Annotated in this window: 33 protein-coding genes and 1 pseudogene; 15 read left to right on the plus strand and 19 right to left on the minus strand. The window is 42.2% G+C overall.

All coding sequences use genetic code 11. The features are described 5' to 3' along the window. Nucleotides 1-263, minus strand: a 263-nt coding sequence (locus AC5JL8_RS27290; protein ID WP_495882818.1) for a hypothetical protein, incomplete at its 3' end; no start/stop codon positions are given. A 134-nt stretch (nucleotides 264-397) separates the two neighbouring features. Further along, complete coding sequence (locus AC5JL8_RS27295) at nucleotides 398-1,288, minus strand: hypothetical protein (protein WP_495882819.1); 891 nt, start codon at nucleotides 1,286-1,288, stop codon at nucleotides 398-400. Between the two features lie 149 nt (nucleotides 1,289-1,437). On the opposite strand from AC5JL8_RS27295, the gene AC5JL8_RS27300 reads away from it, so the two are divergent. From AC5JL8_RS27300 to AC5JL8_RS27330, 7 genes are all read left to right on the plus strand, one after another. Further along, a complete protein-coding gene (locus AC5JL8_RS27300; RefSeq protein ID WP_495882820.1) occupies nucleotides 1,438-1,683 on the plus strand; it encodes a helix-turn-helix domain-containing protein in 246 nt (81 codons plus the stop codon). Nucleotides 1,684-1,864: 181 nt separating this feature from the next. Next, a complete protein-coding gene (locus tag AC5JL8_RS27305) occupies nucleotides 1,865-2,935 on the plus strand; it encodes a hypothetical protein (protein ID WP_495882821.1) in 1,071 nt (356 codons plus the stop codon). A gap of 182 nt (nucleotides 2,936-3,117) precedes the next feature. Next, nucleotides 3,118-3,417: an ArsR/SmtB family transcription factor gene (locus tag AC5JL8_RS27310; RefSeq protein WP_495882822.1), complete on the plus strand. Its 300-nt coding sequence runs from the start codon at nucleotides 3,118-3,120 to the stop codon at nucleotides 3,415-3,417. A 25-nt stretch (nucleotides 3,418-3,442) separates the two neighbouring features. Then, on the plus strand, nucleotides 3,443-4,294 hold the full coding sequence (locus AC5JL8_RS27315; RefSeq protein WP_495882823.1) for a phosphate ABC transporter substrate-binding protein: 852 nt from the start codon (nucleotides 3,443-3,445) through the stop codon (nucleotides 4,292-4,294). Then, nucleotides 4,251-5,129, plus strand: coding sequence for a phosphate ABC transporter permease subunit PstC (gene pstC, locus AC5JL8_RS27320; protein WP_495882824.1), 879 nt, complete (start codon nucleotides 4,251-4,253; stop codon nucleotides 5,127-5,129). The genes AC5JL8_RS27315 and pstC overlap by 44 nt, the downstream gene beginning before the upstream one ends. Continuing rightward, the gene (gene pstA, locus AC5JL8_RS27325) at nucleotides 5,117-5,989 is read left to right on the plus strand and encodes a phosphate ABC transporter permease PstA (RefSeq protein ID WP_495882825.1); all 873 of its coding nucleotides are present in this window, start codon (nucleotides 5,117-5,119) and stop codon (nucleotides 5,987-5,989) included. The genes pstC and pstA overlap by 13 nt, the downstream gene beginning before the upstream one ends. Before the next feature lie 6 nt (nucleotides 5,990-5,995). After that, nucleotides 5,996-6,793, plus strand: a complete 798-nt coding sequence (locus AC5JL8_RS27330) for a phosphate ABC transporter ATP-binding protein (RefSeq protein WP_495882826.1) — start codon at nucleotides 5,996-5,998, stop codon at nucleotides 6,791-6,793. Nucleotides 6,794-7,479: 686 nt separating this feature from the next. Here the strand turns inward: AC5JL8_RS27330 and AC5JL8_RS27335 are convergent. After that, complete coding sequence (locus AC5JL8_RS27335; protein ID WP_495882827.1) at nucleotides 7,480-8,052, minus strand: protein-tyrosine phosphatase family protein; 573 nt, start codon at nucleotides 8,050-8,052, stop codon at nucleotides 7,480-7,482. 227 nt (nucleotides 8,053-8,279) lie between these two features. On the opposite strand from AC5JL8_RS27335, the gene AC5JL8_RS27340 reads away from it, so the two are divergent. Next, nucleotides 8,280-8,495, plus strand: coding sequence for a hypothetical protein (locus AC5JL8_RS27340; RefSeq protein ID WP_495882828.1), 216 nt, complete (start codon nucleotides 8,280-8,282; stop codon nucleotides 8,493-8,495). A gap of 2 nt (nucleotides 8,496-8,497) precedes the next feature. On the opposite strand, the gene AC5JL8_RS27345 is transcribed toward AC5JL8_RS27340, so the two are convergent. The 4 genes from AC5JL8_RS27345 to AC5JL8_RS27360 form a co-directional block, all read right to left on the minus strand. After that, nucleotides 8,498-8,758, minus strand: a complete 261-nt coding sequence (locus AC5JL8_RS27345) for a DUF7219 family protein (protein WP_495882829.1) — start codon at nucleotides 8,756-8,758, stop codon at nucleotides 8,498-8,500. A 61-nt stretch (nucleotides 8,759-8,819) separates the two neighbouring features. Then, nucleotides 8,820-8,990: a hypothetical protein gene (locus tag AC5JL8_RS27350; RefSeq protein WP_495882830.1), complete on the minus strand. Its 171-nt coding sequence runs from the start codon at nucleotides 8,988-8,990 to the stop codon at nucleotides 8,820-8,822. A 157-nt stretch (nucleotides 8,991-9,147) separates the two neighbouring features. Continuing rightward, entirely contained in the window at nucleotides 9,148-9,297 is a 150-nt protein-coding gene (locus AC5JL8_RS27355) for a hypothetical protein (RefSeq protein WP_495882831.1), read from the minus strand. A gap of 239 nt (nucleotides 9,298-9,536) precedes the next feature. After that, the gene (locus AC5JL8_RS27360) at nucleotides 9,537-9,773 is read right to left on the minus strand and encodes a hypothetical protein (protein WP_495882832.1); all 237 of its coding nucleotides are present in this window, start codon (nucleotides 9,771-9,773) and stop codon (nucleotides 9,537-9,539) included. 351 nt (nucleotides 9,774-10,124) lie between these two features. Between AC5JL8_RS27360 and AC5JL8_RS27365 the strand changes: the two genes are divergently transcribed. The 3 genes from AC5JL8_RS27365 to AC5JL8_RS27375 all read left to right on the plus strand — a co-directional run bounded on the left by AC5JL8_RS27365 (nucleotide 10,125) and on the right by AC5JL8_RS27375 (nucleotide 13,767). Further along, nucleotides 10,125-10,289 (plus strand): hypothetical protein, encoded by a 165-nt coding sequence (locus AC5JL8_RS27365; RefSeq protein WP_495882833.1) that lies wholly within the window; start codon nucleotides 10,125-10,127, stop codon nucleotides 10,287-10,289. 485 nt (nucleotides 10,290-10,774) lie between these two features. Then, nucleotides 10,775-12,049 (plus strand): lipase family protein, encoded by a 1,275-nt coding sequence (locus AC5JL8_RS27370; RefSeq protein ID WP_495882834.1) that lies wholly within the window; start codon nucleotides 10,775-10,777, stop codon nucleotides 12,047-12,049. A gap of 161 nt (nucleotides 12,050-12,210) precedes the next feature. After that, nucleotides 12,211-13,767: an NAD(P)-binding protein gene (locus AC5JL8_RS27375; protein WP_495882835.1), complete on the plus strand. Its 1,557-nt coding sequence runs from the start codon at nucleotides 12,211-12,213 to the stop codon at nucleotides 13,765-13,767. Between the two features lie 140 nt (nucleotides 13,768-13,907). Here AC5JL8_RS27375 and AC5JL8_RS27380 read toward each other — a convergent pair whose 3' ends face one another. The 4 genes from AC5JL8_RS27380 to AC5JL8_RS27395 form a co-directional block, all read right to left on the minus strand. Continuing rightward, nucleotides 13,908-14,108: a hypothetical protein gene (locus AC5JL8_RS27380; protein ID WP_495882836.1), complete on the minus strand. Its 201-nt coding sequence runs from the start codon at nucleotides 14,106-14,108 to the stop codon at nucleotides 13,908-13,910. 141 nt (nucleotides 14,109-14,249) lie between these two features. Then, nucleotides 14,250-14,450 carry a hypothetical protein gene (locus AC5JL8_RS27385; protein WP_495882837.1) on the minus strand — a complete coding sequence of 67 codons (201 nt, stop codon included), beginning with the start codon at nucleotides 14,448-14,450 and terminating at the stop codon, nucleotides 14,250-14,252. A gap of 112 nt (nucleotides 14,451-14,562) precedes the next feature. Beyond that, a complete protein-coding gene (locus AC5JL8_RS27390) occupies nucleotides 14,563-14,766 on the minus strand; it encodes a hypothetical protein (RefSeq protein ID WP_495882838.1) in 204 nt (67 codons plus the stop codon). Nucleotides 14,767-14,865: 99 nt separating this feature from the next. Further along, nucleotides 14,866-15,711, minus strand: coding sequence for a hypothetical protein (locus AC5JL8_RS27395; protein ID WP_495882839.1), 846 nt, complete (start codon nucleotides 15,709-15,711; stop codon nucleotides 14,866-14,868). A gap of 166 nt (nucleotides 15,712-15,877) precedes the next feature. Between AC5JL8_RS27395 and AC5JL8_RS27400 the strand changes: the two genes are divergently transcribed. From AC5JL8_RS27400 to AC5JL8_RS27410, 3 genes are all read left to right on the plus strand, one after another. Beyond that, nucleotides 15,878-16,087 (plus strand): helix-turn-helix domain-containing protein, encoded by a 210-nt coding sequence (locus AC5JL8_RS27400; protein ID WP_495882840.1) that lies wholly within the window; start codon nucleotides 15,878-15,880, stop codon nucleotides 16,085-16,087. A gap of 183 nt (nucleotides 16,088-16,270) precedes the next feature. Then, the gene (locus AC5JL8_RS27405; protein WP_495882841.1) at nucleotides 16,271-17,194 is read left to right on the plus strand and encodes a hypothetical protein; all 924 of its coding nucleotides are present in this window, start codon (nucleotides 16,271-16,273) and stop codon (nucleotides 17,192-17,194) included. 132 nt (nucleotides 17,195-17,326) lie between these two features. Then, the gene (locus AC5JL8_RS27410; RefSeq protein ID WP_495882842.1) at nucleotides 17,327-17,998 is read left to right on the plus strand and encodes a hypothetical protein; all 672 of its coding nucleotides are present in this window, start codon (nucleotides 17,327-17,329) and stop codon (nucleotides 17,996-17,998) included. 323 nt (nucleotides 17,999-18,321) lie between these two features. Here AC5JL8_RS27410 and AC5JL8_RS27415 read toward each other — a convergent pair whose 3' ends face one another. After that, a complete protein-coding gene (locus tag AC5JL8_RS27415) occupies nucleotides 18,322-19,374 on the minus strand; it encodes an SGNH/GDSL hydrolase family protein (protein WP_495882843.1) in 1,053 nt (350 codons plus the stop codon). A 145-nt stretch (nucleotides 19,375-19,519) separates the two neighbouring features. Between AC5JL8_RS27415 and AC5JL8_RS27420 the strand changes: the two are divergent. Further along, nucleotides 19,520-19,731: pseudogene (locus AC5JL8_RS27420) on the plus strand (IS701 family transposase); the annotation flags it as partial. Here AC5JL8_RS27420 and AC5JL8_RS27425 read toward each other — a convergent pair. From AC5JL8_RS27425 to AC5JL8_RS27455, 7 genes are all read right to left on the minus strand, one after another. Beyond that, nucleotides 19,716-20,360, minus strand: a complete 645-nt coding sequence (locus tag AC5JL8_RS27425) for an antibiotic biosynthesis monooxygenase (RefSeq protein WP_495882844.1) — start codon at nucleotides 20,358-20,360, stop codon at nucleotides 19,716-19,718. The pseudogene AC5JL8_RS27420 and the gene AC5JL8_RS27425 overlap by 16 nt on opposite strands. Before the next feature lie 68 nt (nucleotides 20,361-20,428). After that, nucleotides 20,429-21,985, minus strand: a complete 1,557-nt coding sequence (locus AC5JL8_RS27430) for an iron uptake porin (protein WP_495882845.1) — start codon at nucleotides 21,983-21,985, stop codon at nucleotides 20,429-20,431. A 290-nt stretch (nucleotides 21,986-22,275) separates the two neighbouring features. Then, nucleotides 22,276-22,941: a hydrolase gene (locus AC5JL8_RS27435; protein ID WP_495882846.1), complete on the minus strand. Its 666-nt coding sequence runs from the start codon at nucleotides 22,939-22,941 to the stop codon at nucleotides 22,276-22,278. 102 nt (nucleotides 22,942-23,043) lie between these two features. After that, entirely contained in the window at nucleotides 23,044-23,691 is a 648-nt protein-coding gene (locus AC5JL8_RS27440) for a cysteine hydrolase family protein (RefSeq protein ID WP_495882847.1), read from the minus strand. 152 nt (nucleotides 23,692-23,843) lie between these two features. Further along, nucleotides 23,844-24,950, minus strand: a complete 1,107-nt coding sequence (locus tag AC5JL8_RS27445) for a Gfo/Idh/MocA family protein (protein WP_495882848.1) — start codon at nucleotides 24,948-24,950, stop codon at nucleotides 23,844-23,846. A gap of 13 nt (nucleotides 24,951-24,963) precedes the next feature. Beyond that, a complete protein-coding gene (locus AC5JL8_RS27450; RefSeq protein WP_495882849.1) occupies nucleotides 24,964-25,989 on the minus strand; it encodes a zinc-binding dehydrogenase in 1,026 nt (341 codons plus the stop codon). A gap of 18 nt (nucleotides 25,990-26,007) precedes the next feature. Continuing rightward, nucleotides 26,008-26,445: a nuclear transport factor 2 family protein gene (locus tag AC5JL8_RS27455; protein ID WP_495882850.1), complete on the minus strand. Its 438-nt coding sequence runs from the start codon at nucleotides 26,443-26,445 to the stop codon at nucleotides 26,008-26,010. Nucleotides 26,446-26,474: the final 29 nt, after the last annotated feature.

Consider the following 26,474-nt stretch of genomic DNA (forward strand, 5'->3'; position numbering starts at 1 on the left):
TGATGAGCGTCAATTTCAGCAGTGATTTGCGAGAATAATTCTTGTCGTGAAAGCGTTTTTATCTGATGCTCTTGGTAATGCAGCAAGTCTTGGGAATTCTTATGTGGGATCAAAGAATAACGCCAGCCTTGTCCATATTCTTCTGCCAGAAAAGTGTCTTGGGCGTAGTACTCAAGCCCAACGATAATTCCTTGCTGTGTGCGTTCACCCAACGTAAAGCGTGGATAGTCCCAGTTCTTGGGTATCGTGATTATAGGTTGCATAAATCTGCTGACGGTTGAAAGGATGGTTGAGCAATTGGGACAAAATTACTGAGGCTTGCCCCAATTGCAGGTGGTTATATTAAATTGCGAATTGCGAATTGCGAATTGCGAATTGTGTGATGCCCACTCTTTCCCTATGCCGCTATTAGCTCACTGTTATCTGCCTCAGACTCCAGCAGCCTCCACCATTCGTCAGTCGTCAGTTCGTCAAAAGCTCTGTCTAAGAGTTCATCGCAACACACAGGATTCACCAATAGCGATGTCTCACGACAAGCTGCTTCGCATCTACGCACTGCCTCTTCCACCGAGTCACACGCTACCTTCTGCTGAATGTCTGAAGAAGCGCGGATGGCCCACCATTTGCCCTCTGTGCAACCGACTTCGCCCAATTTCTCACCATCACTGGTATAAATTCCATCGTCGAGCAATTCCAACCCGTGCTGCTCACACTCGTTGAAAATCTGCGCCATGATTTCGTTACCAGTGTTAGCTAATTCTTTGTCCTGTACTGGTGCTGCGTATTGCTGGTAATCTTGTTCTCCCTTGCTCCCTGCGCCCTGCCCCCCTGCTTCTTCTTGTACTGGTAATGAAGCATCTTTGTAATGTGTGCAGATGTAGCGGTGGCACTGCATTGGGGTAGTAGCACGATGGACTTCCGCACCGTTCACCATCACTACCCAGCGCTGCGTCGCAAAGTCATCGGCATCATGGGTGATTGCAGCTATCAACTGGTTGTCTGCGTAGTATTCCTGATCGTAGAAAGATATTTCGACTATCGTTAATTTGTCGGGTGCGATCACGTTAGCTTGGTCTGCGATGTGGCGGTTCAGTTCGGCTTGGGCGAGGGCTTGTTCGTCAATCTTCTGAAGCTGGGCGGACTGATGGGAAATGATTGCGGTAATCCATGCATCCTTGCAGCGTTTGTCGCTTACTTCGACTGTGCAGCCGATTTCGCTGTAGATTTGCTTGAGTCGGGCAATGGATTTCAGTTGCAGCTGTTGATGGCTGTAAATGGTATGAGTCATAATTGGTAAGTTCTGTTATGGAACAGAAAGCGCTTTTGATTCGCAGTCGGGGCGCTTTCTTTATACCTAATAGTGTAATCTGTTAATTAACAAGTTGTCAACTGTTTAGTTGACAATTAACATATACTTTTAGAATTGGAATTACGACTATGACTGTGAAAGTAAGACGGATTATTAAGCTAGAAGTTGATGTTCCTGGGTTGGGTGAGCGAATTAAACAGGCCAGAGAAGCTAGGGGGCGGCCAGTAACACAGTTGGCCAAAGAAGTTGGAATATCTCGTAACTATTGGTATCAGCTAGAGGCAGAAGCTGTTTTAGGTGGTGTCGCTGAAGAAACTCTACGAAAAATAGAAGAAGTTTTAGGTATAGATTTAGGAGTGAGCTTTGATGATTAATTTGCTCCCCAACATTTTTTATCTTCTCCTTTCAATTTCTTTTACTGAGCTATGTCTGGTGTTAATTAGCTTTTTTACGAGATACACCGCAAATATGCTTACGTAATTATTCATGGCACCCAGAACCTGTTTGCAATTAATTTTGAGCAAATGCCACTGAGTTAAAAGAGGTGGAAGAATCATGAATAAACCACCCCGTAAGCGCAACAAAGCCACCTCTGCCGCATCTACCGATTCAACTTCAGCAGCTAACTCTGTAAACGAGGATATCTCCCAGCAAGAAGATCCAGCTTCAGCAACGATTACCGTTACTGCTGTTGAAGTTCCAGAGTTGACACAAGAAGAACAGCGCGATCGCCTACTCCTGGAAAGGAAAGTAGAGAGGGCATTTTTTGAGGCGGGGAAGGCATTAATGGAATTACGCGATCGCAAGTTATATCGCTCCACTCACAAAACCTTTGAAGAGTATTGCCGCGATCGCTTTGGCCATAATCGTCGCCAGTCTTATCTTCTAATGGATGCAGCAGTAATATTTGATAACTTAGAGCAAAAATGTGATCGGAACGATCACATTTTGCCGACTAATGAGTGGCAAATCAGGCCACTGTCTAAGCTTGACCCGGATATTCAGCCTGAAGCATGGCAACAAGCTGTAGAATCTGCCAAGGGGAAAGTACCATCTCATCGTATCGTTAAAGATGCGGTGCAAAGGATAATGGAACGCACCAAAGTACCCAACAGTTACCAAGTTGGCGAAGTCTGCCAAATCTTAGCTAAGGACAACCCCGAACTCAGGGGTAAAAGCGGGTGCTGGGCGATTGTTACCTCCGTTAATGACTTCAGTTGCAGTGTAAAGCTTTGGGATGGAGAATTGACGGTTGGGGTACAGCATCTCAAATCTTATAACTACTTGCCTGCCGAGTGTCAGCAGATGCAGGAAATCTGCGATTGCCCAAGGGGCAGTGCCGAAGGCAATCGCATCAATCGGGTGTATTCGAGTGAGTTAGGACTTCTTCACAGGTTGCTTCTGGTTGTGGCAAAGGCGGTTTTTTCGTCAAGTCGTATAGTCATCGCTTTCTTGATGTATTTGCTACTGAAGCAGACCGTATATTTCTGGTTTTGTAGGTTCAAGCTCAAGCTGATATATTACGTCCTCTACTTTCTACTGCTTGTTTTAGTCACTGTGACTACTTGTAAAATACTGTTAATCCGTCAGAATAGCGTATTTTTGATGAAGCTTATAGTCTCATGAACAAGAGTAAAAAGCAAGCATAGAACTGTTGAACCGGAGAGTTACCAAATATGAGATACTAAGCATGAATACAATTTCATATGAACAGTCGTTTATTAAAAAGTGCAAATAAATTTTAATTGTCAACTCTGTAATTGTTGCTATTTATACTGAAACAACGAAAACTTATCGTTTTCAAGGCAATGCAAAATAGCCCAAATTTAAGTATCGATTGTGTAGACAAGCTTAAGGTACTGGCAGATGAAACCCGTTTAGGAGTTTTACAACTCTTAATTGAAAGTCCGAAGCGAGTTGGAGAGATGAATGCAATTTTGCATTTGGAGCAAAGTCTCCTCTCTCATCATTTACAGGTTTTGCGTCGAGCCAAATTGGTTGTGTGGGAGCGAGATGGCAAAGCATTTCTCTATCGTCTTGCCCCTCAAGTCGAAGTAGCTACAGGTAAGGCTTTAAACCTTGGTTGTTGTGTTCTCTCGTTCAACTAAAACCTGGAATATCTAAAGGTAGAAGATGAAACATTCACAAATTTCGGCGATCGCAATAGGATTAGTGACAAGCATTTGGTTGCAAGGTTGTTCTCAACCTCCGCAAGCAGTCACAAATGATGCAAATAGGCTACAAGGAAAATTGGTACTTACTGGTTCAAGTACAGTTGCACCATTAGCAGCAGAAATTGGCAAAAAGTTTGAATCGCAACATTCCGGTGTGCGAGTTGATGTGCAATCAGGCGGTTCTTCTCGCGGTATTGCAGATGCTCGTCAAGGTGTAGCCAATGTTGGCATGGTTTCCCGTGCCTTAAAGTCCGACGAAAAAGATTTAAAAGCCTTTTCCATCGCTCGTGATGGAGTAACGGTGATTCTCCATCAGGAAAATTCCGTACCATCCCTAACTGACAAGCAAATTGTAGATATTTACACAGGCAAGGTGAATAACTGGAAACAGCTAGGGGGTAAGGATGGAGCAATTACAGTTGTTAATAAAGCCGAAGGACGTTCTACCCTGGAATTGTTTACCCACTACTTCAAGCTAAAAAATACTGACATCAAAGCACAAGTAGTGATTGGTGATAATGAGCAAGGAATTAAGACTGTAGCCGGAAACCCGAATGCTATTGGCTATGTTTCCATTGGCTCGGCAGAAAATAGCGCCGCCAATAAAGTACCAATCAAATTGCTAGCTGTAAACGGTGTAGCAGCAAAAACAGCTAATGTACAAAACGGCAGCTTTCCTATTTCTCGACCGCTTAACTTGGTTACAAAAACCGAACCCCAAGGACTGGCTAAAGAATTTATTGACTTTGCACAATCGCAGCAGGTAAGTGACATTGTTAAAAAGCAAAACTTTGTCTCAATCGCCCAATGATATTTGGTTAATTTGGATACTACGAGGTTTGACAACAACCGCAGGAGCGATCGCACTTTTAATTGTTGTTTTTCTAATTTCCGAATCCTTACCAATCTTCAGTCGTATATCACTATCCCGCTTCTTTACCGACTCCTCTTGGAACCCCACAGCAGGTTTATATAATCTCTCACCCATGTTGCTGGGTACTTTTTTGGCAATGGCTGGTGCAGTGCTAATTGCTACTCCTATAGGCATTTTATCTGCTGTCTTTTGCCAATTCTATGCCCCGCTAATGGTAGCTCAACTCTATCGCCGCCTCATTGAATTATTAGCGGGGATTCCTTCTGTGGTGTATGGCTTTTGGGGATTAGTCGTGCTGGTTCCTTTGATTGGAAAAATTCATCCACCAGGGCCAAGCCTATTAGCAGGAATAGCAATTTTGGCGGTGATGATTCTGCCAACAGTTGCCCTTGTAGCCGATGCTAGCCTCGAAAAAGTTCCCACCTCTTACATTCAAGGTGCTGCTGCACTAGGTTTATCACGTTGGACAACAATCTGCACAGTAGTTTTTGCATCAGCCAAATCAGGGTTATTTACAGGCTTAATTTTAGGGACAGGTCGTGCCATTGGTGAAACAATGGCAATTTTGATGGTATGTGGCAATGTGGTACAGACTCCAAAAAGCTTATTTGACCCCATCCGCACACTCACAGCCAATATTGCTTTAGAAATGGCCTATGCCACAGGGGATCACCGTAGTGCGCTCTTTGTCAGTGGTTTGATATTGATGGGAATGATTGTGGTCTTAGTGGCGATCGCTGAAGTTATCAGTCAAGGCAAATGGCAGAGATAAAACAAAGCAAAGACAATCGTATCACTCTTAGAGAGTGGCTAGCAACAAGCTTAGTTTGGGCGACAGCCGCCTTCGTTACCGCCATCTTTTTATGGATAGTCAGCGATATCCTCTGGCACGGTATGGGATATTTATCTTGGGAATTTCTGATTAGTGAACCAGAAAATGCGGGTAGAGAAGGTGGAATTGCCAGTATTCTCGTTTCTACCGTTTTAATTATTGGTGTATGTATGACAGTTTGCCTGCCCGTTGGTGTTGGTACAGCAGTTTTATTAGCAGAATTTACTCTTAGTGATAGTTGGTTCGCTAGATTAGTGCGCCGCAGTCTAGATGTACTTGCTGGTGTACCTTCGATTGTCTTCGGGTTGTTTGGTAACGTCTTGTTTTGCAAAATTTTAGGGCTGGGGTTTTCCATTATTTCAGGCGGACTCACACTGGCGTGTATGGTGCTACCAATCTTGATTCGCTCTACAGAGGAAGGATTTTTAGCGGTTCCTAATGAGTACAGATTAGGAGCCGCCGCTCTTGGCTTTTCGCGCACAACCACAATATTTCAGATATTATTACCTGCTGCTGTTCCTGGTTTAGTTGTGGGATTTGTGCTTGGTGTTGGTCGGGCTATTGCGGAAACTGCGGCTTTAATTTTCACTAGCGGTTACGTAGACCGAATGCCACAATCGCTCCTCGATTCTGGGCGTACTCTTTCGGTTCATATTTTTGATCTCTCAATGAACGTTTCAGGAGGAGATAAGAGTGCTTATGCTAGTGCATCGGTTTTGCTATTACTACTGCTGTTGATTAATGGCACAGCAGCGTGGATTGCAAAACGTTGGTTACACAGCAGAGTTATTTCTGGATGAGGACTGGTGGATATAGAGGAGGACATCTTGGCAGTTACTGAACCGTTGATTCAAATTGAGAACTTAACTCTGCAATACGCACAAAAAACTGCCCTTGCTAATGTCAACTTAGCTGTTAATGCCGGAGAAATTTTGGCTTTGGTTGGGCCTTCTGGTTGTGGAAAAACTAGCTTCCTGGGTTGTCTCAACCGCCTCAGCGATATGATTCCCAAGTGTCGAGTTCAGGGAAGAATCCGCATTGGTAGTCTAGAAGTGGTAAATTCCAAAATCAATGTCATCGCTTTGCGGCGTCAAGTCGGCATGATTTTTCAAAAACCCAATCCCTTTCCTTTCTCAATATGGCAGAATCTGGAATTACCTTTGCGAGAGCATGGCATCCGCGATCGCTACCAAATTGATACGATTATCGAAACCAGCCTCCAAGATGTAGGGCTATGGGATGAAGTAAAAGACCGATTGCAATCTTCAGCTTTAGCTCTTTCTGGTGGGCAACAGCAACGTTTGTGCATAGCTAGAGCCTTGGCTTTGCAGCCAGAAGTCTTACTACTGGATGAACCTTGTAGCGCCCTCGACCCTATTTCCAGCAACGTTGTTGAAGATTTAATTATCAGTTTGCGCCAGCGCTATACTGTGTTAATTGTTACTCACAATCTGGCTCAAGCCAAGAGAATTGCAGATCGAGTCGCTTTATTTTGGGTACAAGACGGCATTGGACAACTAATTGAATCAGGTACTGTAGAGCAGGTTTTTAATCATCCTCAACATCCTTTAACAGTTGCTTATGTAACTGGTGCTAGGGGTTGAGTAAGATTGCGGTCTTTGGGGGTCAAATTAATAACATCAAAATGTTCACCCATTGCTAACCATGCCATTGTAGTTGTTAACGCAGATGTGGAAGTCAAGCGTTACGCGTCATTGTGTGATTTGAACTAAAAAATGAAATTTTAACTCATGATATGCTTCAGAAATGAGTATCCAGTTTATAGTTCACTTTTAATATTCGAGTTTTTTTACCAATAATGATTATCGTGTAGGGGATAAAAAGACTGATACGAGCAATGTTTGTATCAATCCTTCTGCTTGATTATCATTATTATTCAGCTACGATTTGAGGTTAGCGATCGCCCAACAACAGAGCGATCGCTAGGACAATGAAATATTTGATTTTTACCCAGATATCTACTAAAACAACAGTTTTGAACCATAACATGGGCATTTGAACCATATTTTGAATTGAAAGTTTAAGTTAGAGCAATTTTTTTAGAGATTTTTTGTGCAAGTTTTGTCCAATTGTGTTTTTTCAACTCATTCTCTATTTATGCTTCAGAATTTCAACTCTCTCTCATGTGTGAATGCAAAGTTAAATTTTGTGATTGGCGCAAAAGCCTGAATTTTCGTTAACTTTTTTCCAATTTATGGTTCAAAATTTTTCTCAAATTATGATTCAAAGGACACATTGGTAATTGATTCAAATACAGAGGATAGCTTTGTCAACTAAATTCGTCAGGATTAGTCGAACAGACTACTAGACGGCAATCATTTAAAAGTACATTAAGTTCCTGTATAGCTTTCAAGGGATTTTTAAAAGTAAACATAGATGCGATCGCAGCTTCATAAGGATTTCTGCCTGTTCTTTTGACGGCGGCTAACGCATCTTTATTGGAGAATCCCCGAATACTAACCAACCATGCAGCTAGCACATGACCAGTGCGGCCAATACCACCCGAACAGTGTACAACTACTTTTTCACTTTGTTTGTCTGCTGCTACTAAAAAAGGAATTATTCTTTGGGTGAGCATTTCTAAATTAGCGAATTGAAAATCTGTAATCGGTGCCCAACAAACTTGCTGCTTACCAAATTCTTGTTGATATATGCCTAAAAGATTTGAGTAAAGAGTTAGTTGCTTTTGGGGGAGAAGACAGCAGACTCGTTGGATATTTTGTTTTTTCATGAACTCAATCCAATCAGATACCTGTTGATTGGAGTAACCAGGTCTAGAAGCACCAAATACAATCGGTTCATCTTCCCAAGCAGCAGCAAACTTGTATGTATTTCTAGTCATTTGTTCCGATGCCTGTGGGTTGTGTTTATCCCACACCTATAAATTTGTTTTATATCAATTTTGTTTCTTAGCTACAAGTACTTGCTGCATACAAATCAAACCATTCCATAAGAAGCATTAACAGGAAGATTAGCTAGTAACTAAGCTTTCATTAAGATAAGGATATAAAATAGAGCTATTCACTTGTATAAGTTCATTTTTCAGAGTTAACAGCTTTAGGAGCGTTATTGCAGACCCCAGACCCTGTTCAAGTAGGAGATAAAGTTTTGATTCTACGTCCTTTTTATGTAACTGGAAAAGTTGGGGTAGTTTGTGGTCGAGAGTCACACTCAGATGGTCAATCAAGCACCCGATGGCTCATTCAAGTAGATTCAGATGAGGAAAACATTATAGTTTCACTCAGGAGGAATGAGTTTGAGGTGATTACCCCGGAATTAAAGTAACTTCAGGCTGTTGTCGGTGGTTCGTTACCGATCCCCAGTTCCTTCTTACTGTGCTTCAACTGTTTCCAAAGTTCCTTAATTTGCTGGTAAGCCTCTTTGGGGTCAAGCTTACCATTGCTTTCTAAACTGGTGATCATGGCAACTTTTTGAGCAAATTCTTGCAACTTAGCATTAAACACTAAGTTTTCTGGTTTAACTTGTCCGTAGTAGCGACCACGAGGGTAAAGGAATTTATTTTTGTCTTCCTCCTGAGACTGGTTCATTACTTCACCTCCCTATTAATAAGTTTTCATCAATAATGTCAACCCAGTTTAAACGATCTCCTCAATCAAATGGTTGTTGGAAAATATAATTAGCGATCGCTGGAATTATCCCTCTTCTGTCACTCTCCGAAAACATTTGCCATTTCTGAATTCTAGAGCTTTTGTATAGCAAGTGATTGGCAACGCCTGTGCCGTAGGCAATCGCGCGATTATTTTCTAAGAACAAATACAAGACCTATTTTTTCCTAATAGTATAGCTTGTATTGATTGCCTCATGAGGCTTCTAGCGATCGCCCTTTAGGAAAGTGACAGAAGAGGGATATGAGCCTTTTTTTAGTATGACTCATAGTCCAGAATCGTCAAATGTAGAGTGGAAAAATTTCAGCAATTTAGCTTAGAGCTTTCTGAGCTTGAATTTTGTCAAAAATAGCACCTTCACTAAAAAATTTCTGCCCAATACTGTTCCAGTCTCCTAAATCCTCAACTTTCAACAAAGTTTTAATTTGAGGAAAATCGCTATTGAGTTGTTTTGCGATCACAGTATCAACAGGACGAAACCCTATTTTGGCAAATTCTCTTTGTAGCGCTGGAGCGTAGAGATATTGGACAAATGCTCCTGTAACTTTTCGAGTAGCGTGTTGTTCAACATTTTTATCTACTACAGCAATAGAATTTTCAATAGAGATATTGACATTCCTTTATTACTAAACCCCACACCCGTAGGCCTTATAATCGATTTAGCTTTAAGGGGCGTGTCATTCGGTTTTGTAATAATGTACTAAGGATGAATAATGCCGAAGTAAATAGCGGCAACACTCAGAAGAATCACGCTAGTAACCAGGGTGAGGGCAATACGAAATCCCTTGTTAGGCAGTTGTTCACGGGTCAGCACGCTATCTGCTTGTACCTGCGTCATTGGCTCAGTTTTTGATTCGTGCTTAATATCAGAAGTAGTATCCTTAGACAAAGGAGCTGTACTCTCAAAGTTTGTTGTTTGAGTTTCTGGTGATTGCATAAATTTGTGTTGATTTTTTGTACTATCCTTACAATTTTTAATAAAGTTTCTAATTAATATCTCTTTCTTAAGAAAAGTCTTGGTTGGGAATATACTTCTACTAAAGGATTAGTAAATGTAAAGCTAAACTTTAATTAACGTAATCTCAACGAAAGCAAGAGGTTTAGCAGACAGTAGTACAACAAGCAGGGGGCAAAGTACCACTCATCGCATTGTTAAAGATGGGTGCAACAAATTATGGAACGCACCCAAGTACCCAAAAGCTAACAGATTGGAGAGGTATGCCAAATCTTAGCCAAAGACAACTCCGAACTCAGAGGTAAAGGGAGCTGCTGGGCGATTGTTACTCAAGTGAACGACTTTAGCTGCACCGTAAGAGTTTGGGATGGAGAACTGACGGTTGGGCTAAAGCATTTTAAATCGTTCGAGTACATGCCCCAGGAATGGGAGCAGGTTCAAGAAATCTGTGATTGCCCAAGAGGCAGTGCCGAAGGCAATCGCATCAATCGGGTGTAATGGCATCACCGTGCCAGAAAAGGTTGGTATTTAGTAGCGAAATCTTCTTTTAGCTAAGAATAAAAATGTACCAATTGAGGTTTCAGTTTTTTATCCTGCCTCTTTTGATAGATTTCTGTTTAAGTGTCTATCTGTCCTTGCATTTTTATGATCAATGTAAGAGGATGTTGATATGAGCCTAGCAAGTTACACAAAAGCATTTTTCAAACTAGACACATCAAGCCTAATACAGTCCAGTAAGAAGAATTGTAGGTTGGGTTAAGCGGAGCGCAACCCAAAAAACCTAACCTACATAGCTTTATGTTTTTTGCTGTAACTGAACAGTATTGACATAAAGCTAGCCACTTACTTATAGCTGCTGTAATAGTATAGTGCCCCAGATTTATGTCTTGTGGTGAAATATTGTGCTGAGTTGTCTATGCGTTGACAGAAAGTGGAAAAGCTGGACTCATGTTCAAAATCTACTAAATTTCAACAGTTAAACTATGGTAACCACAACAGCACCAAATCTTGCTCTTGTTGAGAAGCAGACAGCGTGGGCGCTTGGATGGATAATCAATGGCATTGCTGGTCAACTTGTACCACCGTCTGATGACGAACCTGGAATATTTCCAAATCCTGCTCAGGAGTTGGAAGGCTTGCTTGCTCGCCGCATAGATTTTTACCTAGAAGAAAGCTCGAAGCTTACAGAAGTTATTGGGAAGTGGAACCGGGTATGGGGGCCGTTTGTTTATCTGGCTCGGCCTCCGTTCAATAAATATGCAACTAATGCAATTTATGTGGCACAGCAAGGCAATAAATACGTTATTGGTGTTGCTGGTACAAATCCTAAGTCTCTTCAGAACTGGTTGATTGAAGATTTGTACGTTGCAGTACTAGCGGATTGGGCTGATTATGCTGAGAACGAGCCGCAGTTTCGTCCCAAAATTTCTATGGGAACTAAGATAGGTCTGGACAATCTCTTGAGGCCACATCCAGGCTCGTCTACAACAATCATTGACTTTCTCACAGACCTGTTAAAAGAAGCGGACGAAAACATAGAGATTTTACTAACAGGTGCTAGTCTAGGTGGTGCATTGTCTCCTGTCCTAGCACTTGCTTTGCATGAGAGAAAATCAACATGGGATGCAAATAATCGAGCTAGATTAAAGGTTGTTACATTTGCTGGCCCTACACCAGGCAATTATTATTTTGCAGAACGCTATAGGCTGAAACTTGGCAACACAACAACGCGCATTTGGAATAGTCTCGATATTGTTCCCCATGCCTGGAAACCAGAACTGCTGAGTCAAATACCCAGCCTTTACGAGCCTCAGATCCCCTCTAACCCTCTTATTGAGAAGTTCGTGAACATAGGTAAGTTGTTGTCAGCCGGAAGATATTATACCCACCTTGAGCGGCTAACCCCTCCATTAGAAGGTAGGTTACGGCCTATAGAACAAACTCCAAAAACAAGTTCTAAGCAAGTAGAGCTAGATGTTCAGTTGTCAGAGGCTCTAAAATCAGCACTGGGAACAGAAAATGTGTCTGTGTCAGATCAAGATATCAACGGACTCCTGCAATTCTTGGCACAAGCTAAACAGCAACATATAGACGCGTACTTCGATTTACTCAACTTTCCATCAGAACTAACAACGTTTCTTATAAATACTGAACAACTCCCGCCGGATTTAAGGCTTCAAGAAGAAGATCAAGAGGCTATCGAGAGCGTGGTTAGTAAACTATTAGAATACTCTGCGAACCCTAATGTAGATGAGTGACTCTTAAATAACTGTCACGTTGCATGAATTACCCCACAGAAAACTCTGGATGGAAGCAATGTTCTGTAATGGGCTAACCAGCAAGCCGATCACTTCAAATGGAAATTTGAAGCGGTGTAGTTAAGCCTTTTGTCCTCCTTGTCTTAAATAACAACTAAGCAATGAAACAGCAAATAAAGAGCAAGGACGTAGCGCCTTCTTCGCCCTCACGTTCTAACCCAGTCCTCCTTGAATACACAATCAACGGTAATATTCAACCCCCAAAAGAGTGCGAATTACTTGTCATAGCTTGTGACCCCAGGAATTTGTATAACATTTGTGATTACACGACTGAAGAACTCGCTATATTTGACAAGTTGAAAAATTTTACATTCCATACCTCGCTACTTAAAGTCCAAATCAATAATCCATCTACCCAGGCAACATATCCTGGCATCTTTGCTCCGAAAGTATTGGGGCAAATGGATGGAAGTATCTATGCATATCGTAATGAGTCCGTCAAGCAATTTGGCTCTAACCTTGCGAATGAGATGGCGTATAACTTGGTAACTGTCTATCAATTGCAAGGCGAAGCAGAGACACCATTGTCCTCCAATGAGTTTGAAAAAATACTTAACCAGCAATTGACAAACAGCGACTGGTGGCCATTCTCTACCGAATACGAAGTACTGAAAACCTTTACTACGCCTTACTTTGATCACTTCTCTAATGAGGGCTTGTTCGAGGAAAAGTTACCTTGGAAGATTCTGAATTTGCAAGGTAAAAATAAGACTTTGTATGTACATGGATTCACTTGTTTTGAATCGGTCTTGCATTGCTGGGATTACGCCGAATTAGTGCTGAATTTTGTCGGCAGTGCAGAAAAACCCTTACCAACTGAGTTAAACGCGCCTATTGTAATCCTGGGTGCTGGTGTTAGCGGTCTCTTGTTTGCCACTAGGCTAAAGAGGTTGGGATACACGGATATAGAAATTCTGGAATCAACCGACCGATACTGTGGAAAAACCTATACCATTACTGAAAACGAACCTTATCCAGGCGGATCACCAGAGAATACGGTCTGTGAGTTAGGCACATGTTATTTATCGCCAGCCTATGATCACCTGGTTGAGGATCTCAAGGAATTTTTTGTGGACAACGCTCAAATTAATTTCGCTAAAGGTGAACCGAATTTTAGAGGGATTGTCATCGAAGGGGAATTTGAACCGCCTTATGTTCCTAATGAGGCGATTCTTCCACAACAAGACTATATCCTTTTGAAGGCTAAAGCCTTACTAAATCTCGATCCAAATGAACTGCCAAACGTTGTAATGTCTTATATTGCTTTAGCACTCGCCAAGTACAGTGTCCTTCATTGGAAAATCATGGGTTCACAAACGCCGATGCCACTGAAACCACCAGAGGAACTGCGGGATAAAACGTTTTATGAGTTCTTGGATGAAAACGGACTACTTTCCCTTGTGGGCATGATCCAGTATATGTATTCTGTGCAGGGGTATGGTGTGATGACAAATATCCCCGCTTATTATGGCTTAACCTGGATCACACCTATCGTTATCCAAACGATTCTGCTAGATAATTTCGATCCAGAAGAAATACCCGTTGTGACTGGATTGGAAAAGGGTTGGGGCGCTCTTTGGGATCAAATAGTAACACAAGGAGAACTTAATATTACTTATTTGGCGAAGGCTACATCCATTAAACGTCTGAACCCATAAGTACATCTGGAACGATGGGATTGATTACTACATTATTTGCTTTGTCAATGTTCTTTCTACTCAATTAATTTATTCCATCGACATACTCGCTGGCTAAGGTCGAAGTGGTAACGCTCCGACCTTAACCAGTGATTCTAGGCTCAAACAGTAGTTGCAGGCGTAGCCTCTCTGAAACTCTCTAACGGCGTTGTCGCATGAATTAAGTAAGACAGTGCAGTTTGGGCATCCACGATTGTTAAATCAGGCTGATAATCAAGTGCTTGGTAATCTGGGTGTCTGGCTATCTCTTCAAGGATTAGCTGTGCCGCATCAATTAATATATGCAAATTGGGATGAGACATTTTTAATTGCTCCTTTTTAAAAAATCCCAAAGCTAGAATTCAAGAGTCAGAATAATTACTAATCAAGGATTTAACTGATGAATCTGCTATGCCCAACTCAGCTTTTATCCTTTGGAATTCTGACTCGTAACTCCTGACTTTTTATTGCATTTCCTCAACGATTTCCAACAAAAAACCACAGCCAGTGTTCTGCACTTTTACAAGTTTTCTATCTAGCAAAGATTGAATAGCCACATTGGAAAACTTAATAGTATGCAATGGCGCACAACCACCACGACAACGCAGCGAGTGCAATAAATTAGCAGCAGTCAATTCGGAAAAGTTCTTCTGTGACTTAGGCATTTATGTTGCCTCCTATAATTGTTGCTAATTGCTGTTGCAGGGTTTTGATTTGCTGTTGATGCTCTTCAATTTCAGCCTGGAGTTGTGCCTGTATCTCTGCAACAGAAAGCGTTTAGATTTGGTCGTCAAAATAATGCCGGACTTCTGAAGAATTTTTGTTTGGCAGTACGGTATAGCGCCAGCCTTGTCCAAAACAATTCAAAATGCAAAATTCAAAATGCAAAATTACCTTCTTCAATTTTGAATTAGAATGGCGCTCACCCAGAGTAAAGCGGGGATACTCCCAGTCTTTGGGTATCGTGATTGTGGGTTGCATATATTTAATTGGTGATTTGTGAGGATGGGTTAGGGCGATTGGCTTGCAAGTGCTGGAGGCGATCGCTCAACATTGACAAAAGCGATCGCCCTGTGAAAATTACGCTGCTACTGCTTCTGAATGCGCCTCATAGTTCAAAAGCCTTTGCCAATCCTGGGGGGTCAACTGTTCAAACGGTCGGTCTAACAATTCTTCATAAGACACAGCTTTCACCCCAAAGAGCGATCGTGCTGCCGACTCCACTGAGCTACAGGGTAATCGCTCCTGATTCCCTTCAGTTGCGCGTATGGCCCACCAATGACCATCTGTGCAGCCGACTTCGCCTAGTTTCTCACCATCACTGGTATAAATCCCATCGTCGAGCAATTCCAAACCATGTTGCTCACACTCGTTGAAAATCTGTACCATGATTTCGTTGCCAGTAGCAGAAGAGGACAAGGGGCACAAAGAAGTTTCCCCTCCGCACCCTGCTCCCTGCCCCCCTGCTTCTTGCTCTTGCACTGGTAATGAACCATCTTTGTAATGTGTGCAGATGTAGCGGTGGCACTGCATTGGGGTAGTAGCACGATGGACTTCCGCACCGTTCACCATCACTACCCAGCGCTGCGTCGCAAAGTCATCGGCATCATGGGTGATTGCAGCTATCAACTGGTTGTCTGCGTAGTATTCCTGATCGTAGAAAGATATTTCGACTATCGTTAATTTGTCGGGTGCGATCACGTTAGCTTGGTCTGCGATGTGGCGGTTCAGTTCGGCTTGGGCGAGGGCTTGTTCGTCAATCTTCTGAAGCTGGGCGGACTGGTGGGAAATGATCGCACTAATCCAAGAATTCTTGCAGCGTTTGTCTGTTATTTCAACTGTGCAGCCAATTTCGGTGTAGATATGCTTCAGTTGAGCAATAGATTTCAGTTGCAGCTGTTGATGGCTATATATAGTGTGTGTCATGATTAATAAGTTCCTATCGGGACAGAGAGCGCTTCAGATTCGCCGTCGGGAGCGCTTTCTCTATGTCAATATACTACCAGCTATATATATAGCTGTCAACTTAATGCTAGATAGCTGTTGACAGGAAAGTATTAAACTATTATTCTGTAAGATAGAATTCAACGTAATGGACGTGAAATGTAAACTTCGGGAGTACATGGAGGAACAAGACTTAACCCAGCAAGAGGTTGCTGCACGAACTGGGTTAAGTCCGACAATTATTGGAAGGTTGTATCACAATCGCTTTAGTCGTTTGGATAATCAAACAGTAATTAAGGTTTGCAAATTATTTAATGCCTCGTTAGGTGAAATGTTTTTTATTGACGAAAGTGCTTAAAGTTGCAAATTAATTGCTCGCCTCAGATGAGCGATTGCTAAGACTTCATTTACTTTTTGATATGTCTGCAATACTTTAATATCCTCAATGGGGTTAAAGATACTAACCCCATAAATTTTATTCAACAGTAATCATGGCAGATTTGAATACTGGTTCAGACAAGGCCGAATTATAGGTAGGCACATGAACACCCCACCCCGTAAGCACAAAAAAGCTACCTCTGCCGAATCAAGTAATTCAGCATCTCTCAACTCAGACATCACCCCTTCAGAAGACCCGGCTTCAGCAATCGTTGACGTTCCTGCTGTTGAAGTTCCTGAATTGACCGAGCAAGAACAAAGTGATCGCCTACATTTGGAACGTAAGGTGGAACGGGCATTTTTTGAGGCTGGTAAGGCTTTGGCGGAGTTACGCGATCGCAGACTGTACAGATCCACTCACAAAACCTTTGAGGAATATTGCCGCGATAGATTTGGTTACACGCGAATTGCCGCAAGTTATAAAATCGCCGCAGCGACAGTCATGGATAATTTGTTAACCAATGGTTTACAAAATTCAGAAATATCCCAAGATGAACGACAAGTTTTTCCAACAAATGAAAGACAAGTTAGACCTCTGGTAGCTTTAGAACCCCAACAGCAGGTTGAAGCATGGCAAAGTGCAGTGGAGGAAGCCGGGGGCAAAGTCCCGTCAGGACGTATCGTTAAAGATGTGGTGCAACGCATCCTCGAACGCACCCAAGTTCCCAACACTTATCAGATTGGCGAAGTCTGCCAAATCTTAGCCAAGGATAACCCAGAACTTAGGGGTAAAGGTGGCTGTTGGTGCATCGTGACTTATGTTGGTGAGTTTAGCTGTATGGTGAAAACTTGGGATTGTGAATTGACGATTGGGGTGCAGCATCTCAAATCTTTTAAGTATCTGCCAGATGAATGTCAGCAGATGCAAGAAATCTGCAATCGCATCAGCAGAATATATTCGGATTCTCTGGAGGAGACAGTCAAAAATCTGTTGCAGTCGTTGGGGAAGTTGAACCGTCCTTATCTTACGGCGGTTGAGGAGAAATTATTGAGTGTTATAGAGAAAGAATACGAGATTATAAATTAATGCTATGCAGTTTTTATGTGGACATGAAATAAGTGGCTTGAACCATTGGTAATAGTGGTGCTTGAAGTTTGTCAGTTGGAATCATTAGACTTAAGAAGCCGAGTAAGCTTATCCTCTTTTAGTTTTGAAACTATGGCATTTGAATTAGATCATCTGTTTATCTGTACTGATATTAATGCTTGGGAAGCTGAAACTTTAGTATCATTTGGTCTAGTTGAGGGTTCATCTAACCCACATCCTGGGCAAGGCACAGCTAATCGTCGTTTCTTTTTTCACAACGCCATGCTGGAATTTTTGTGGGTACATAATCCCGAACAAGCAAAGTCTGAGCAAATTCATCTGACTCGTCTATGGGAGCGATGGACGAATCGAAAAAATGGTGCGTGTCCATTTGGGATATGTTTACGCCCTGCGGTAGGTTCTGGTGACACAATAGCATTTTCTAGTTGGGCATATCGCCCACCTTATTTGCCCCAAACAACCAGTATTGCGGTAGGCACAAATAGTGAAGTATTAACCGAGCCAATGCTATTTCAAATTCCATTTGGTCAACGTCCAGATCGATACCCTACTGAGAAATTACAACCTTTAGAGCATAGTGTTGGTTGGCGCGAGATTACGCGTGTAGCGTTGATTGGCCCTTATGCAAAGGGTTTGTCACCGGAACTTCAAGCAGTGATTGATACAAATCAAATGAAGCTGCGAGTAGGAATAGACTATTGTGTAGAGCTTGGTTTTGATGGAGAGGAACAGGGGAAACAGGTAGATTTTCGACCCCAATTGCCGCTGATTATGAGTTGGTAACTTAAATGTACCACCGTTATCTTTGCCTCATGCAATGAAAGCGCACTTTCAAATAAACTTCCCCAAGAAGAGAATCCAGCTACAATTAATATTACTGCTATTGAAGTACCTGAATTGGCTCTAGAAGAACAAAGCGTAGACGCGTTTGCATGAAGTTGTTGCCGCCTTCCTTTCGGCTTGTCGTGAAACATGGCCTGCATTTGGAGCGAACGCACTTAAACCTTGAACCCTTTGCTGGATAAAAATATTTCTTTTTAGCCGAGGATATCACAAAACAACGTTTTGTTGAGCATAAGAAACGATAATCGCAAGACAGATAAATATTATTTACCTACTATAACTTTACACTGTAGTAGACTTATCAAACCCATACAAGATATTAAAGTGACAACAGTCGATGATTCAGGAAGAGTCGTTATTTTTCGTGTCTCTAAGAAATTGGCCATATCTTCACCAATGATTTGATGTACACGACGACTGGGATGAATCTCGTCGAAGTAATAATGATTATCAGGTGTTGAACAACTAGATTTTAACCCACCAGTAGTGTATAAAAGTTCGCAAGCATCATTTACATTAGTAAGATCATATGCTGTTGGGTTAGAGCGAATTTTGTTGCTAATTGCAACGTGATCGTATAGTGCAATTTCAACACCTAACTGTTTATTCAGGGTATCGATTTGATGGGGAAGACTTTCATTGATAACATCTCTAAACTTAGCTGCGTCTTGTGAATATTTCTTAGAAAGCGGTAATGCAGCTAGATCTGTAGAATTTACGACAAAAAACTGTTTTGCACCTAGCACTGCAAGTTGTGATATCCCAGAAGCAATATTATTAACAGCAGCATCAGCTAGTGCATTAACCGAACTAGTCTGATTATTAAGTAATTTTTCTAACAAGTCATTTATAGATATAAAAATGAAGTATAACCCTTGAGAATCTGCCACATGATTAACTTCTGTTTTATATTGTTTGATTTGACCAAATAAACCCGTATCTTGATATTGATCGAGCCAATTAAATAAATTCCCATTGCTGCTTTTTGCACCACCTACAGCATAATTTGTTAACTGTAAATTTTCTTGTTTTGCCAGTATTTCAACTGAGGTTAATCCGGGATTATTTGTCCACCGACCATCAGAGTCATACATATCCAATCGAGGGAAGATAAATACTCCAGGCACTTTAGCTTTGACTGCTGCTGTTGTAATTTTAAGTGCTGCACCATTGTCTGAATAGCTATCGCCAAAAGCATAAATACGAGAAATAGAGTTGAAAGAAGCTGCGTAGGCATTATTAATACCTACACACAATAAAAATGCACTTACTACTGCGGCAGTAGCAAACTTTTTCAAAAAAGTATTTTTCAGCATATAATAAACTCGTTTACAAAATACTCAACTAAGCAAATTTGTATCTAGGTGTTGTTTACTAAAACCTCACCCACCTCAAAGATGGGGGCGAATGAAATCACAATCTAGCATTTCGACTCGTTAAATTCAGGCTAAAGGAGAAAATAGTGATGTTGATTTTTATAATCATTCACAATGGAATCATGAATACAAATGGAAGAATACTTTAAATAATCTGTGTTTAATTATTCAACCACTTTTATTATTTTTGTTGATTTGTTCTTAGCTAGGTATTTTCTTTAATTCACACTTATTACTAAATTCAATCAGTTAATTACTGCCATAAATCAGTTTAACCCCTGTTATACTTCTGGATGATTTGACTTATTTACTACTTGTTTATTCCGGAAAGTGGCAGAAGAGGTGTATGAAATGGGATACAGCCATTTACGAAATAATTGCGTTAGGCGCGGCATAATCACATAGGTCAGCAGAACGACACTGAGTCCTGTGCTAATCAGTTGATTAAGCAATACAGGTAGTCCAGACAGCAACGGTACTAGCAAACGATTGAGCTGAGGAAGAGTGAAAAATACTCCTAGCCAAGTCACTAATGCCATTTTGTAGCGAGGTGGTGGAGACATCATAGGCTTGTTTGAGAGGGTAAACCAGGTTTCTAATCCGGTCAGGGTTTGAATATCTTCTGGCTTTTCAATCAAGGGTTGCAATCGCTCAATCCATTCCCGCCGAGTATCCGATTCTAACCAGGTCTTGAGATTGTCATAGCAATCGAACTTGAGAATGACTACGTACTCAGGATGGAGATGATCTTGGGGTCGAATAGTGCTGACACCTAGATGTCCCTTGAATTTTCGTGCATCTGCGGCAATGCCATGAAACCATGCTTCGTAACCTTGCTCACGTCTCGGTCTCACTACATGAGAGATCACAGCAGTGACTGGACAGTTTTCTTCACTTATATTGATTGCTAATGGTTCATCAAACATAGAATTTAACGTTCTAGGTAATTTAATAGTTAAAAAAGAAAACAGATCTTATCGTGCCTGTACAGAGCCTAAAACTGAAACGTCGTCCGAATGGTACTAACAAAAATCGTGTCATTATTGCTATTGTGATCAGGGTTGATAATAGCGATTACACCAGGTGTGACTGAGACATTATCATTCACTTGAAATCGATATAAGGCTTCAAAATGCAACGAGGTGTTGCGATCTACTACCCCAGACTCATTAGCGATCACTTTGGGGGGTTGCCCAAAGACAAACCCTAATAGGTTGCCTTCCTTGCCCAAATCTGGGAATCCAAAATTAACAGCATAGTAAAAAATCTCAGCGGTGGGATCATTGGAGAGATGTTGTGCCGATGCTTGGAGATATCCTACCCATCCCCCTAATCTGAAAGCAGGGTTGACGAGCCAGGAAGCTGCAAGACTATAGCTATTCCCAACAATGTTGTTACTGGCTCCATTGAAGGGGTCATTGGTAATGGTACTACTTGTACTAATATCGATCGCATTCAAAGAACGAGCATAGGTTAAGCCAAAACTTAAGGATTTCGTGGGTTGGAACGTTAGTTGTGCTAGAGCAGAGTAAGAACCATCAAATAATCCAGATCCCGCAGTCGGGTTGCCAGCTTCAGTAGCAAGATAAACCATTGCCAAATTAATGGCTGAGTTCAAGTTATAACTGATACCAATACCTGTCCCACCTGTTTCTTCACGGTAGATGGGGCTGCGAATCCCAAATGCGGAGATAGAACCTTTGCCATCACTTCCCAATAGAGGATTAATGGTATCGACCACATCAAACGAAGTACCTTGGGCGATCGCAGTCACCTTAACAGCAGGCCCAATGGGAAATTGATAATAGAGTTGATTTAAAATTAATCGATTGCCTGTATCACCATCAAAACTCAGGCGAGCCATATTTGTTCCTGTGGCTTCCCTAAAGCTAGGAATGTTGCCAGCCTGAAACCGAATTCTCAGTAAATCTTGCCCTGTAAAACTGGTGTTAAAGATTAACCGCACGCGATCACTAAAAATGATACTGTTACCGACCTTACCCCTGAAGCCAGTTGTTTCTCCTGATGGTACAGCTTTATCATCGCCAAATGCACCACTCACGACAAAAACTGCTTCTCCAGTAAATTTTGTTGTCGTCGAGAATTGCTGAGAATTGAATTGATCCGTGCGCGCTTCTAAGGAATCTGCCTGTCCATGCAATATTGAGAGTTCTACTGCAAATTCCTTTTGAAGTCTTTGCAAAGTTTGTAAATCTTGCTTCTTAATCAAATCTGCTGTCGCACTAGCTAGTAGCTGATTGAGCCGAGCAACACAAGCATTCAACCCGACAGCAAACTCATAGCGAGTAATTGAGCGATTGCCCTGAAATGTTTGATTAGGATAATCAACAATGCAGCCGTAGCGATTAACTAATGCTTGAAATGCTTGAAATGCCAAATCTGTATGCTGCACATCAGTAAGTTGATTAACAGATGTAACTTGATCGTGTAACATATCCTGGGCATCAGCAGACTCAAAAATACCTTTTTGAGTGAGGTATAGTTCAAAGATTAGACATGACGAGAGAATTAACTGAAAAAAAAGTTTCATTGAGAACAACCACCCTAAAGACACCAGATTGTTCAGCAATTTTCGGCAGCACACTTTGAAATAAAACGGAAATTAAGAATGGGATTAAGAAGGTTGAGCATGAGGTGAAATGATTAGCGAAATCCAGACCCTTAGAAATAGGGAATTGGCTGTGTTCGATGCCTCTCTCCACCGGGGATAAACTGTGCGTGCAAGGTTACTGCTGTGTAAGTACAAAGAACGATTGAGTATAGTGCAAGCTTCGTACTAAAACAAATACTCACACTACAACTCCTCACAATACTTGTACTCTAATCATCAGACAAGGTAGGCACTTTCTGATTACTCGGAGGCGCACCATGTATCATTGTGTAGGCGTACTCAACGCCCACTCCATAGGTTCCAGAGTGTTCTTTAACCAGACCCATTACAGCATCGTAAGTTTCCTTACGCGCCCAATCGCGTTGATATTCCAACAGCACTTGCTGCCATGTCACAGGCACAGATCCAGCTTGGACAATGCGTTGAATGGCAGCATCGTGAGCAACTTGACTAGTACCACCGGACGCATCCACAACTGCATAGACTTCATAACCCGCTTCTATCGCTTGAATTGCTGGGAACACTAAACATACTTCTGTCCACAATGCCGCTATTACCAGTTTTTTGCGACCGATGCGCTCGACTTGGGCTACAAATTTGGACTCTTCCCAGGAGTTCATGCTGGTGCGTTCAATTGGCGTTTGGTTAGGGAAGACTTCTAGTAGTTGGGGCCACATATAGCCGCTAAAACCTTTGGTCTCAACAGTAGTAAGGATAGTTGGTACATTGAAAATCTTTGCTGCTTTTGCCAAGCCGACGGTATTATTAATCAACGTCTGAGCATCGATATTCGCCACGCCAAAGGTCATTTGCGGCTGATGATCAATAAAGATGACAGTGGAGTTTTCCGGAGTCAATAAGCTATGAACAGTCATGGAAATAATACTCTAAATGATTGATGAATTATTGTGTCGTCAACTTGCATCAAAATGAAGAATGTGAATCGGAAATTGAATCCGCTTCTTTTGAGTTTGACGTTATTGCATTGCTTCTATAAGCTCGTTTGTGGACAGAACAGTATTGGCAAGATATGCAAAGTTGATCAATGCAGCCTTGTAGCCATCACCCAGTTCTGGATGTTGAGGGGCAGCCGTTGCATCTTTGATGACAGCGACCTCGAATCCTTGCTCGATTAAATCGCGCAGGTGAGCTTCAACACAAATATTTGCTAACATTCCGAGCAGAATAATTTTGTTGATATTGCGCTTACGCAGTTGCAAAACAAGGTCATTGCTCTGTGGGCCATAGGCTTTGTGGGGACTAACCACGATTGTCTTGCCATCCTCAATAAAGGGCTTATAGCGATCAAGCCAGTCAGCACCCGACCCCAAAAAACCGTCGAGGCTCAACGCACCCCTACGATCAAACTCCTTAGATTTAAGCATCATTTGCTCTACAGTTCCGGCAAATTTCCAGGCGTAGTCGGTGGGGTAGTAATAGTGAGGGGAGATGAAAACCTCAAATTCATGCTCTTTCGCGGCTTTGAAGATTCGCTCAATGTTCTCGATAGTGTTATTGTCTTTAACGCTGGTACTTACCAAATCCCAAGAAACCCCTGTTTCGCTCAAGACATCGTTTTGCGGATCAATAACTACTATTGCGGTGTCATTTTTGTTAATGTTCATAATTTTCCTCCTTACCTTTGGCTATTAGGTATTGGGCGATTGAGGCATCAATTCTTTAAGATGCTTCTATCACGACTGCAATTTTTCCGTCTAGTTTTTTATGATGATGCTTATAATTACCGAGTAACGTTTAGCAATCTTTCGCAGAAATTTTAGGTATATTGTCTACTACCAGTTGCAGCCGATTGTTCAACGGCATTTATGAGGCGGTGTAAAATCACAGCATCTGCAAATGTCGGTGTCGTCTTTGTTCCACTTTTAAGGTCGTTGGCAAGTAGGGCATAATTATTAAAAACTGTCATTGCTATTATCCCTATATCTGCATTTGCCGTTATATATTTTTGCGGGACATCAAGGTCTTGCATAGCAGCATTTTCACTTTGAGTACCTTGGACTTTAGTTTTGCCAAGCCCAGGATAGCCAAGCGAACTTGTGACAATCAGATCACCTTGCGTCCCATTAATTTCCAACCTGAAATTGCTGCCTCGTGATAAACCCCCTCGAAAATGGGCAGAGACCACACAACCGCTATTCATTTTACCACTGATGACAATTTGATCCGGTGTTTCCATTGCAACGATCGCCTCTGTTTCGACTACCTGCGCTGTCTTTCTCCTGCTATCTAACGTTGCCATGACCTCACTCAACTCAGAGTTCAGCACATAACCCACAGCATCGATCGCATGGGCAAAGGCAACGTTTATCATGCCAGCACCATTCTTTGGATTTAGAGTATAAGCAAATTGTTCAGGAATCATTGCTCCGCCGATCATTCCTGAACCAATAAGTGAAACGGACAGAACTTCGCCTACATAACCATCACGAATTAAGTCACGAATAAAATTAACCTCCGGCGTTGTGCGAGACTGCAATCCCACCACCGCATGAACTTTGTATTTTTTAGCGAGTTGTTCCAGTTCAACTGCCTCTTGCAGTCCGTTACCCAAAGGCCATTCGCAATAAACCGATTTTCCAGCCCGGATTGCAGCACTCACTAATTCAAAGTGATATGGTACTTTGACGGTAACGACAACCAAATCCACATCTGGACACGCCAACAAATCCTCGTGACGTTGGAAGGCATACGGTACATTAAACTTAAGTGCTGCTTCGTGCGCCACATTTAAATCTGAATTTGTCAATGCAACGATTTTGAAATCAGGTGATACTTGCAACGCAGGTATATGCGCGGTCATAGCCCATCCGCGCGAGGGATGAACACCAATGATACCAACGCCGATTTTTCCGTTTTTTATCATAATTACTCGTTGATTACACTTCGATGACAACGCGCCCGATGATTTCACCAGCCTCTAGCGATCGCTGCGCTTCGGCTACTTGTTGAAGTGGAAAAACTCGATCGAGGTGAACCTGCAATTCACCAGCATCGACGAGTCGTGAGATTTCTTTGAGAACCTGCGTTTGGCGAACCCGAAATTCATGGTTGCCAGTCACTTGCGGCAAACCAATATTGACGAACTTCATACTCAAATTTTTATATTCAGCAACGAGATTATTCCCATTCGGCCAATTAGAGACGACTGTATTTACGAGCGTTCCATACGGTGCAACTAGGTCGATGCTGTTGGCAAAGTTTTCACGACCAATGTAGTCAAGCACAACATCTGCACCATCCTTGCCTGTCCAGTCAATCAGCGCTTGCTTCACATCCACTTTTTTATAGTCGATGAGTACTTCGCCTCCTAGTGTACGTACCAATTTTTCCTTTGCAGTGCCACTAACTGTCGTCGCCACACGTCCACCGCGATTTAGCACCAGTTGGATGCTGATATGCCCAATCCCACCAGCGCCGCCGTGTACCAATACAAAGTCACCTAATTGGACATTCGCCCGATCAATTACCGCCTCCCACGCCGTCAAAGCGACGACGGGCAACGCTGCGGCTGTTACCCAATCAAGCGACTTCGGCTTTGGGGACAAATAATGACCATTAACGACTTTATATTGCGCGTAGCTACCATGTTTATCTGCGTAGCCGCCGTCATAATACCATACTTCATCACCCGGCTTGATGTGCGTGATGCCCGTTCCTATCGCCTCGACGATGCCAACTCCGTCCATTCCCAGGATACTAAAGCCCTGTTTCCCTGCCCCTGCTGCATAGGAAGGAAACCCGAATTTTCTATTTTGACAATCGCCTGGATTAACACCTGCCGCTTTGATTTTTACTAGTACATCGGTTGGATGCTCAATACGCGGCATATCGACTTCTGTGTAAGTCAACACTTCCAAACCGCCAGGTTCGGTCATTATGACCGCTTTCATCTTCTGAACCATGTTTTTTCCTTGCACCGATCAGGTAATAGCCAAAATGGTTCTTTTTAAGCTAAGTGTCGTGGTGAGCCAGCAGCCCTCTCTCAATTCCAGCGTTTCGTAATAATGTCCGAAGCCATGAAGCATTTTGAAAAGCCCCTTTACATCTTCGGGATAAATAATCCAGTCTTCCATCGACCAGATCGCCCGCGCTGTCGTTTCCGAAGTCAATTGAATTTCAGAGTTATGAACCTGATGGATGGTCTGAGATCCGCTTAACGTGGTTGCTGTTTGGTCGATGAAACTTTGAAGGTCTGTAAATTGGTATAATAGCTCTCCTTCAACACCATGAAAAGTAATATGCACCGTCGGCGTAAATAAGTTTTTGAAATCGTCCCACTGCTTCAAATCGATGAATCGGCAATAGCGTGCTTTGGCCTGACGAATATTTTCCAGCGCCGTAAGTTGTTGAAGATCCATGTTTTCTTTTTTGCAAGAATTCTTAACAA

It is taken from the genome of Mojavia sp., from assembly GCF_059505145.1.